The 10,497-nt window shown below is 51.7% G+C and carries 8 protein-coding genes; 4 read left to right on the forward strand and 4 right to left on the reverse strand.

Going from position 1 to position 10,497, the window contains the following annotated elements:
* The 3 genes from AC128V_RS05020 to AC128V_RS05030 all read right to left on the reverse strand — a co-directional run.
* The coding region (locus tag AC128V_RS05020; protein WP_482763589.1) for an MMPL family transporter at positions 1–1,223 on the reverse strand (1,223 nt) is incomplete at its 3' end.
* 69 nt (positions 1,224–1,292) lie between these two features.
* Complete coding sequence (locus tag AC128V_RS05025; protein ID WP_482763590.1) at positions 1,293–2,591, reverse strand: MFS transporter; 1,299 nt, start codon at positions 2,589–2,591, stop codon at positions 1,293–1,295.
* Positions 2,592–2,715: 124 nt separating this feature from the next.
* On the reverse strand, positions 2,716–5,487 hold the full coding sequence (locus AC128V_RS05030; RefSeq protein ID WP_482763591.1) for a leucine-rich repeat protein: 2,772 nt from the start codon (positions 5,485–5,487) through the stop codon (positions 2,716–2,718).
* A 192-nt stretch (positions 5,488–5,679) separates the two neighbouring features.
* Between AC128V_RS05030 and AC128V_RS05035 the strand changes: the two genes are divergently transcribed.
* Both AC128V_RS05035 and AC128V_RS05040 read left to right on the forward strand, forming a co-directional pair.
* Entirely contained in the window at positions 5,680–6,345 is a 666-nt protein-coding gene (locus tag AC128V_RS05035) for a response regulator transcription factor (RefSeq protein ID WP_482763592.1), read from the forward strand.
* A complete protein-coding gene (locus AC128V_RS05040) occupies positions 6,345–7,451 on the forward strand; it encodes a sensor histidine kinase (RefSeq protein WP_482763593.1) in 1,107 nt (368 codons plus the stop codon). The genes AC128V_RS05035 and AC128V_RS05040 overlap by 1 nt, the downstream gene beginning before the upstream one ends.
* Here the strand turns inward: AC128V_RS05040 and AC128V_RS05045 are convergent.
* Positions 7,429–7,872 (reverse strand): hypothetical protein, encoded by a 444-nt coding sequence (locus tag AC128V_RS05045; protein WP_482763594.1) that lies wholly within the window; start codon positions 7,870–7,872, stop codon positions 7,429–7,431. The two genes, AC128V_RS05040 and AC128V_RS05045, sit on opposite strands and share 23 nt — an antisense overlap.
* A gap of 439 nt (positions 7,873–8,311) precedes the next feature.
* Between AC128V_RS05045 and AC128V_RS05050 the strand changes: the two genes are divergently transcribed.
* A complete protein-coding gene (locus AC128V_RS05050) occupies positions 8,312–8,482 on the forward strand; it encodes a helix-turn-helix transcriptional regulator (RefSeq protein ID WP_482763595.1) in 171 nt (56 codons plus the stop codon).
* A 112-nt stretch (positions 8,483–8,594) separates the two neighbouring features.
* Positions 8,595–10,301 carry an AAA family ATPase gene (locus AC128V_RS05055; protein WP_482763596.1) on the forward strand — a complete coding sequence of 569 codons (1,707 nt, stop codon included), beginning with the start codon at positions 8,595–8,597 and terminating at the stop codon, positions 10,299–10,301.
* Positions 10,302–10,497: the final 196 nt, after the last annotated feature.

Here is a 10,497-nt window from a genome sequence, read left to right on the forward strand (position 1 = left end):
TCGGTGGATGCAAGACCAACCTGAATGCCGCTGGCTCCAATTGCCAAGCCAGCCAAAATCAAAACACCGACCGAGGAGATGATTGCCGGGCGCTTGCTAACTGCGCGTCCAAGCTTGCCCCACAGGCCATTTAGGCTCTTGTTCACTCCACCAAAACGTGGAACGAATGGCCAGAACAAACCACGACCAAATACCACCAGCGCTGCAGGCAGCACAACAAGCGCGGAGATCATGGCAATCACGATTCCGGTTGCACAAACCAAGCCAAGGGTCCGGTTACCACCAAGTTCAGCGAGAGTAAGTGTTAGTAGCGCCAAGGTAACTGTCGAACCGGAAGCGATAATCGCAGGCCCTGCACCCTTTAGCGCCTTGGCCATTGCCACGTGACGGTTTTCCTCAAGCAACAGTTCCTCGCGGTAACGAGCAATAAGCAACAGTGCGTAGTTGGTACCGGCACCAAACACCAGGACCGAGAGAATTCCAGTTACCGAACCATCGGGCACCATGCCAAAGAAGGTGGCAACCTGGCGGCCCAGCTGACCTGCCATGCCATCTGCAGTTCCAACCACGACAAGTGGCACGATCCATAGCACTGGAGATCGGTAGGTAATCAAAAGTAGAACCGCAACAATAATCACGGTTGAAAGCAAGAGCGTGAAGTCCGCGCCTGCAAAGACATTGTTTAGGTCAGCCTGGAAACCCTCAGGGCCGGTTAGATAGACCTCGAAGCTTGCCGGCATGCCTTCGGCAGCTAGTTCACGCAGCTCGGTGACGCGCTCGGTGACAACCTCAACCTCGTCGGACTTCTCAAGTGGAACGGTAACTACGGCAACCTTGCCGTCTTCAGAAATCTGGGCTGGTGGCACAAATGGCTCACCCATCAGCTCTGCATTTGTGAGGTCTAGGAACTTCTCGTTCACACCACCTGCAGGCATCTGAGTCATTGGGTCAAAACTTCCCTGCAGCCACAAAATCTCATCTTCGGTGAACTTGGCATCTGACTTGTAGACCAATACCGCCGCTGTGGCATCAGAGCCTGGAAGGTTCTCGAGTGCCTTGTTTACCAAAGCAGTCTCAGAAGTCTCTGGCAGGCCATTGGTAGGAGCAGTCTCAGTGTCAGTTGCACTCAGTGGACCAAATGCCAACCCCGCAAAGACCAGACCGATTAGCAGTGTGACCCATGCGGTCTTCTTGCCAGTGATGAAGTTAATTATCGCGTTCATGTTTTCTCCAAACTTTCCCAAGGGTAAAACCTAGCGGTGCCTAAAAAAGTTCCCGCCGGTGTGAGCTTTTTACTTGCCAGCCAGGTCCTGCGGGGCCTCAAGACTCTGGCCTGTAGAGGCATGGGCGGCGGCAATTGCTCGCTTGCCTGAGGGCAGCAACACAGCAACCACTGAGATAACGACTGTGAGGGCACCGGTTGCAATCAAGATGATCTCAACCGAGACCACGTCAGCAAGCGGACCAAGAATTGCCATGCCCAATGGCATTGCGACGGCCATCACGATTCCCACAAAGCCAAAGACTCGGCCTTGACGCTCTGGCTCCACGGTCTCTTGCAGCAGTGTCATGGCCGAGGTGGAGAAGGCAGGAACAATCAATCCAATTAGGAAGAACAAGCCAAAGAAGAGAATGAGGTTGGTGGTGAATCCCATAACAATCGCAAGCACGCCAAACGCTGCGGATGTTGAAATTATCGTGGTGATGCGATTCAACTTATTGGCGAACACTGCCATTAGCGCTCCGCCTAGAACCATGCCGACTCCAAACGATATCTCCAGCACCGTGAGCTTCCAAACTTCATCACCGAAGTTTCTAACCAGCATCAAAGGCGACAGGTTTGACGGGGCAACGATTAGGAGAAAGACAATGCCAAAGATTGCAATCACCCAGCGCACCAGTTCATGAGTGAATGAGTAGTTGATGCCCTCTTTTAGGTCGGTCAAGTAAGAAGGCTTATCCAAGCTCGCAGCTCTTGCCAGGGTTGGAACGGCAACCGTTGCCAATAGCGCCACTCCGATGATGGCGGTTACGACGTCGATGAACAAGATGCCAACCAGCGAGAAGTTCGCATAAACAGCTGCTGCAGCAATTGGAGCGAGCAACATAAGCGATGACTGCACGCTGCTATTGATGCCATTGACGCGCATTAGCTTCTCGGTTGGAACAATCTGCGGCAACAGCGCTGAGATGGCCGGGGTCTGCACGCCAGCACCAAATGACCTAACAGCCATCACCAGAAAGATAAGCCAAAGATCATCAACTCCCGAGAGCATCAAAAGAGCAAGACCGAAGGTAGCAAGCGCGATGGAAAGGTCAGCCACGATGATCATCACTTTGCGGTTGATGCGGTCAGCCCACACGCCAGCAAAGACAGAAACGATTGCTTGGGGTAAGAAGCCAAAGATTGCGGCGAGTGCCAAAACAGTTCCGGACTTGGTGGTCAGAGTCAGGTGCCAAAGGATTGCGTACTGCACCAGCATCGAACCGAATGTTGTGACGGTCTGACCAACCAAAAAAACTGATACGCGCCTCTTCCAACCCTCAAAAGAGTCAGTGATGGCAGATTTAGCGTCTTGGGTTTGGGGCATTGGTTTCCTTATGATTCACAGCCCTGGCGAAAGATGGCTTAGGTAGAAAAGCCTAATCTTCAAAGAAGCAAAAACCCACTCCCGAAGGAGTGGGTTTTAGTTGCTAAATCAGGCTTTGAATTTCTCAGCCTCTGCCAGCGCTAAGAGTGCGATCGAAGGTGATATCCACGACTGGCTTCGAGCCTTTAGCACCGTCCTGCTTCACGACAATCTGGGCGTTCTTGATCTGTCGTGAATAGTTGACTACGCGCTGGCAGGTTGACTTGCCAAGGGATTCAGCCAGAGCAACAGCTTCTCCAGAAGCATCAGATGCCACCGTGATTACACAGGTCAAGAGATTGACACTCCTATCGGCCTGGTAGACCTTATAAAGCGCAGATAGTCCTGCCAGGGTTGGGCGACTGCCCACGAACTTTGTGATCTTGATTGATCGAGTCAGTTCGTAAGGCTTTACGACCTGGATCATCCGGAAGTAGGTGAGTGTTCCACTCGCGTGTTTCAGCTCAAGGGCAGGGAATCCCTCTGCTCCAGCTGGCACTTCAACAACAAGTTCACCATCGGTCTGTTTGATGACCTTGATGTCTTTACCGTCGAGTTTGACGCTATAGATATCGCTTAGCAGCACACCTTTTAAGGCAAGGTTCTGACCGTTGGTAGTGACCGCAACTCGAGAGGCGAGCGTAAGTCTTGGACCAACCGGCCCGCTACTGACCTCAGGAGCGAGTGCGCGAGGCTCAGCTGCCGCGAAGGGGGAGAAGTTTGTGGTGACACCACAGACCTGGCCATTTACGTAGGTGCGCTGCGGAAGTGCGACCCATGCTCCATTCGTGTAGTGGAAGATCTCATCGGTAGGTGCACCATCAAGACACACCGTCACAGCCCCACTGATACCTGAAACATGGATGTCAACGATCCTGGTCGTGCCGGTGACCTTGAATGGGGTAGCCGAAGCCGCTGCTGGATTGTCGATTGGAACCAACGTCACCACGGCCGAACTACTGGTTGCGGTAAACGCAAGGCTTACCTTCGGCAGGTTAGCCGTGGCAGGAACCTCTGCAGCGGTCAGTCCTGATGGAATGCTCACTACTTGAGAGTTGGTAACCGATCCAGTCGCGATCGTAGGGATCTCCCGCCAAAGCGCATACAGAGTGATGTTTGCAGACGAAGTTGTCTGAATAGGGAAAGTAATCGCAGTGCCACCGTTTGTCAGCGACCAACCTTCCAATGCGTGACCACTGCGAGTCGGCGCTACCGGCGCAGAGATAGTGTCACCCTGGTTAAAAATTATGGGTTCTACTGCCGAACCGGAGTTTGAGTTGAAAGTCACCGTGGAGAGCTGCTCCCAAACCGCGTACAACCAACGGCCTTGCAACGCCTCGGTCGCTGGATTGGAAACTAAGCTTCCGTTCTCAGTGTTTGACCAACCGGTGAACCTGTAACCAGTTCTGATAGGAGCGATGGGGAGAGTAATAGAAGTGACTTCGGAATCTCTAATTGCGATATAGCCAAAAACCCGCAGCTGTGAGCCAGGAGCAAATGTCAAGTTACGCATCACGCTTCGGAAAAACACGCCTTCTCCGAGTTCTTGCACGGTCGCAGGTATTTCAAATGTGGTGAGACGCGATCCGACAAAAACACCATGGCTGATCCGAGTAATGACCGAGTTCGGTGCAAATGTCATTTGTTCGAGACTCGACAGGTAGAACGCCTCCGCTTGAATGACGGTGACTCTCGCGGGGATCTCGATTCTTGGGAGTGCAGATTGCTGGAAAGCTCGTCCCGGGATTTGTGTCAGGGGTGAATTCGAGGAGAAAGTGAACTCGGACAATCGAGAGGTGCCACGAAAAACGTCCGTCCCCATTGTCAAAACCGTCGCGGGAATGTGCATTCTCTCGAGCCGGGAGCCCATGAACGCTTCATTGCCGAGGGTGGTTACAGTTTCTGGAATGACATAGGTGGCGTCCGTCCGCCACGGGGCATAAGAGATCAATGTGGTGCGGTCTTTGTTGAACAACACGCCATTCTCAATCGTGTAGTTCGGATTCGCTGCATCGATAGTCACGCTGGCATTGTTGCCAAAAATCTTTGATCCGATACTTGTAACCGATGCCGGTAGCGCGACAGACAATCCTGCCGAGTTGATGCCGTCCCAGACCTTATTTCCGATCGTGGTGAGCTGCGAACCGGTACCGAAAGTCACCGAAGTCAATCCTGTGCTGTATTGAAATGCTCCGCCGCCCAGAGTGACCAAACTGGCGGGCAAAGATACTGAAGTTAAACGCGAGCTCTCGAACGCAATGGTGCCAATACGGGTCAACTGAGAGCCAAAGGAAACCTCCGTTAAAGGATTGCCGCGGAACGCTGCATCTTCCAGAGTCACAAGGCTGTCTGGCAGACTGAGAGTCGTTATCTGAGCTGAGGTAAATGCGGCTCCTCCAATTGTCTGAAGTTGAGATCCGGATTCAAAAGTTAGCGAGGTGAGGCTTGTGCAACCCGCAAAAGCCTCACTGCCAATAGAAGTCACGCTGGCCGGCAACTCAAGCGTCGTTATCCTCGTGCCAGCAAAAGCAACGGAGCCGATACTTGTGAGACTGGAGTTGGGTGCAAACGTCACTGAGGTGATGCCACTTCTATTAGAGAAGGCATATTGGTTGATTGAGGTGACGTTCGCCGGAATAACAACCGAGCCGGAGCAGGCGTTATTGCTAACGACAGCCACCTGACTTCCGGAATCTGAAATAGTGAAGGTACCCGTCGTGCAATTGACAACTGTGTCTGCTGCCTTTGCCTCCAGTGGCCCAAGGTTGACGGCCATCAAGCCCGACATTGCCAAGACCACTGTCAATTTGCGACCAAAGGTCGTGAGTAGGTTTTGGTCGAAGTGTAAGCTTCGCATTTGTGCTCCCTCGGGTGTAGCGAATCGGTAATCGCGAGCGATCTGTTGCGCTTCACGACGTTGGCTGTTCTTTGCTTTGAAGGGTACGAACTTTGTTGGGAGCAAAAGAAAAAGCATTACCAGGGTTCTGTTTATGGGAACATCTGTGACAGCTATTTGGCCTTGAAATGTCTAGGCATGGGAACATTGGCTATGCGACCAATACGAGTGCTCTACGTAGAGAATGACTCTGCCCTAAGGCGAATACTTGGCGAGATGCTTGCTCAGTCGCCAAGTCTTGAACTGGTGGGATCCTGCGCCAACGCAGACGAAGCCCTCGATAGGTCGATAGTGCGCGGCGCAGATGTTGCCCTAGTGGATTTTTCCCTCGATCAAAACGGTCTCAACGGCATCGAACTTGGCATTGCGCTTCGAAACATCAACGAACACATCGGTGTCGTTATCTACTCTCAATACTCGGTTTCACAAATGGTTAGCCGCGTGCCCAGGGCAATGCGCCACGGATGGTCATTCTTTGACAAATCTGCCGAGATGTCGATCAGTGATTATGTGGCCGTTCTGCGCGACACCGCTTCGGGGAACGGAAACTGGGAGTCGTTCTCTGCCGGCGATGTCACCAAGGTCGAAACCCAGTCGTCAATTTACTTTCAGCTATCCCCCCAACAGCGCTCGATTATGTCACTCAGCTCACAAGGCAAAAGTGCCAAGGAAATTGCCGCACAACTGAGCCTGAGCTACTCGTATGTTCGAAAAGAGCTTTCGCGTTCATACGCGGTCTTGCTACCTGATGCCACCCCTAGTGACGATCTGAAGACAACTGCAGTGCTCAAATACATGGAACTTATGAGGCTGTCCTGATGCTCAAAAAGTTGAGTAGATATTTGGCTTGGATAGGACCGTACCCATACAACCCGGGGCTGATCTTCATTTTCTTCGCAACAACTTACTTCACGAGGTTTGTGCCCGCGATCAGCCAACAACCCGAGGGTGTTGAGCGTTGGATTGCCGCCCTAGTCATTCTGGCCTTGGCGTGCATCCCCGGTGGGCTCTTCGCATTACTCGCTATTTTGTTCCAAAGGTACCGTCCGTGGCCTTCGAACCTGATCACGTACGTGATCGAGGTGGCCTTTGCTCAATTCCTTTTACTCTTGTTTTTGCCGCTAATCACACTTGTGCTTCGCAATCAACTCGGCTGGGACTACAGCGCTCCCATTGCCTTGACCCCCGTGCTTTTCGGTTCCTCTCTGTTCTTGGCATTGGTATCGCTAGCCATCATGCACCTGGGCGAACGCTCAATCAGAAATCGGCTGGGGGCTGCTGACAGGCTTGTTGCCAAGCTCGAGCTCGATCGCGCAGGATTGGTTAAAGCTGACATCGAATTGCGTGATCAAACCTCAAGATTCCTGCACGATCGTGTCCAGTCAGACTTGATGGTCGCTGCAATGAAACTAAGAAGAGTTGCAGGTAAATCATCTCCCGAGGTAAACGATGCGATCGAGCGGGTGATTTCGAAGTTAGAGCAGACTCGCACGACCGAGCTTCGGGACTTGGTCCAGGTCCTTGCCCCTAACTTCAAGGCTGCGGGTTTCCGAGAATCAGTTCGAGTGCTGGCGATACCATATCGCGAGAGCATGGACATCGAGGTACGCGTCGATGATGCTTCGGAGGCGCTAAGTCACGAATTACTTCTGGGCGCGTTCAGGATTATTGAGCAGTCGCTGCTCAACGCTCTTGTGCACGGTCCTGCCAAACAAGTAAAAGTTTCGCTGACCACTGACTCAGCAGGCAGGAGTCATCTTGAAATCTCTGATGACGGACCTGGCAGTGCACTCGGATCGGCTTCAACGGGGGTTGGCACCGCGGTGATCGACTCTTGGTTGAGCATTCTCAAGGGAGTAAAGACCATTGAAACTGCTCAGGGCCATGGTTACCGACTAACCGTCAGCTTCGACGCGTCGCTTTAGGCATCGAGAACCACAGGGCAATCACACACAACGGGAAAAGGATGTAACTGCCTATTTCGCCTGGAGGTGTCGATGCAATCTCAACTGGCTTGAGTAGTCCCACAAGAATTCGACCGCCCCAATCGAAGGTTTGGAATAAGAGAGCCAGCGGCACCAGCTGGCGCTGCTTGAAAATGATTACCCACATTAGCCCCGCTAGCAGTAGCTGCGAGAAACCCCATTGACCAAAGATGGCGATGATGTTGTTTCCGCCCTCTACCTCAACATCCATACCGGCGATGCTCTGCGCACCGCCGTCCGGAAGGAAGATGTGGGCCAAGCTTCGACCAGTTGCGACAGCGGTGAGCACAACTAGAAAGAGGAAAGAGAGGCGACTGCCGCGATACTCGTTTGCGTTTGAGTTACGATTGAAAATTTTCATTTCCTCAATCTAGAGGATTTTCTACACCCGAACAAGCGGTTATCCGTATTTTTGATGTTCCACCTCACCTTGCCACGTCGTTAAAGTAAAAACCCACCCGTGGAGGGGTGGGTTTTCGTGGCTAGTGAGGGATTCGAACCCCCGAATGGTTTACAACCCCTAGAGACAAAATACTACCCTCACCTGCACTGGGGGCGATATGTACATCAAACGCATCCCTCAAGACTCATAGAGAGACATGCCGAAGCATTACCGCAAGCACACCGAATTGCACATGGCCTTATTGGCGTGGGAGGCGTCGGCGAAATCAGAATCACTTTTGGAAACGATTCATCCCCGCCGTACAAGGGGCACAGCCCGTTTCAAGGGGCTCACGCCAAAATCACCCGTTTGCAACTGCCTGACAATGAATTAACTGCAAAAGAAAGGCAATCAGTACATGGATAAGCACTTGAGCTATTCAGAAGTAGCTGAGCGACTCAACATCCCTCTTCGCTCTCTATACCAATACAACAAGGAAGGGAGAGGGCCTAAGACGGTTCGGGTAGGTCGCCACCTAAGGGTTTCCATCCGCGACTTAGAAGAGTGGCTGAGGGAACAAACAAAGTAAAAAGACAGCCCCCGCCAGGAGCTGTCTCTCATAAAACACTTATTAGGAGTATCAAGTTGAATACAAGATTAACACGTTCCACCGACATCCATTGTCGGAAAGGGCTTCTTTCATGATGGACACAAATCAAAGAAAGGAGCTCGCCTCTAACTACTCTTGGCAGGAAATTCTCACCCCCATGGGAATCTCTCAGGTGAGTGCCGAAGAAACCACTAGGGGCATCGTTACAGTATGGGAAGTCGATGACGACCCTTCCATACGATTTCGAACTTATGGCGAAACGGACCACATTTTTCTGCTTGATGAGGCAGGTGAGTTGAGGCTCCCCTTTGACGGAGTCAGCAAGTACGAGGCTTTGAGGCGTTTGCACTTCAATAGTCAGTCAAGGCTTACTGACAGCTTTATGGAATCAGGCGCTTCACTAGTGCCGAACATATTTGACCTTCTCTTTGAAGCACGAAACGACCGAGTGGGGGGCCTAGACCCAACCGAGAGATACTTCCTAGACCCTGCCTTTAGACGTCAAGTGGACGTTGACCAGTTGCGTATTGAGTCACATGAAGAAGCGGGAAAAAGAGCTCGCGAAGCAAAGAACCGACTTGAGGATGCAACACCTCCAGCCCTTCTTCTCTCAGATTTCTTAGATAAGGAACTGTCACCCGAAAAATTCCTTATTGAAGGTCTGATTCCCACCAACGGAACGGTCACGGTCGTAGCTGCCAAGAAAACAGGAAAGTCAACGTTTATTTACAACGTTATGCATTCTCTGCTTACCCTTGAGCCGTTACTTGGAGCTTTTCCTGTATCCGCGTTCGAAGGGCGAATCGGATTTGTTAACTACGAGCTAACGGAAGAGCAGGCACAAGATTGGTTTCGGCGCTCGCCGATTGGCACGACAGACCGTATTGCAGTATGGAATCTGAGAGGGAAACCGAACCCATTCAGGTCAGAACAAGCACTTAGCGACTTTGCTAAAGAGGTAAAGGCTCTCGGCATTCAAGTCCTAATTCTTGACCCCTTCAGCTCAGCATTCCGAGGCGGTAACAGTCAAGATAACGATGAGGTGAAAGATTTTTGGCTTCGGACTGACGCATTCAAAGAAGCGAGTGGGGTCAATGAATTAATCATTCCCGTCCACGCTGGCCGAGACGAGTCCCGAAGTAGAGGTGCCTCCGCTCTAGATGACCATCCAGACGCAATTCTTCACCTGAATAAATTGAGTGACGGGACGAGAACTTTTCACGCTTTTGGTCGTGACGTCGAAGTTGAGGCAGGCGAGTTGGAGTTCGACAAAGTAACTCTTTTGCTCAGTTACAAGGGGCCAGTTTCCGTTGGGAGCCGAGTTGCACGCGTAGCGAAGGTTCTGGAAGCAATACTCAAGGAGCATGGGAAACTCGGAGCCACTGACCTGACTCGACATGCTCGAAAGAATAAGGATGACGTCCGAGCAGCCAGGGAATTGCTAGTGAGCACTGGCCGTGTTTTAGAGACTCAGGTAGGACAGTCGAAGTTTTACGAAATTGCCCCGTCATCTATCGCCCCATCGCCCACTACTGCCTCAGGGGATGAGCCGACGGGAGTAGTTGTTGCCTCCTCCCCCTATATGGGGGAGGCAACTACAGAACTACCCCTCAAGACTGGGAAAGGCAGATGTTCAAAATGCTCATCAAAAGGTGAGCCGCCTTTTGTGTTCTTGGGTATCGGAATCCTCATGTGCTGGGACTGCATTGAGGTAATCGATGCGTGGAGTGAGGACCCTGCATACCACTCCGAGGAATCTAAATATTCGGACTCGGTGGAGGTGATTCGAGAAATCTAGCTAACCCCATTTTAGCGGCCACGAAATTTGTTGTTTATGAAATACAGAGTCACATTTGTAAATGGCAAGGCTGTTTTTGTGGCCTCTAGGCACCATCCATCTATCCAAAAAACTGATTCAAAAACTAAGGAAATCTATTGAAATTAAGCACGAAACAACTTTCAGAAATATCTATCTACAGCCCACTAGCAGAGGG

The sequence above is a fragment of the Aquiluna sp. genome (assembly GCF_965064355.1).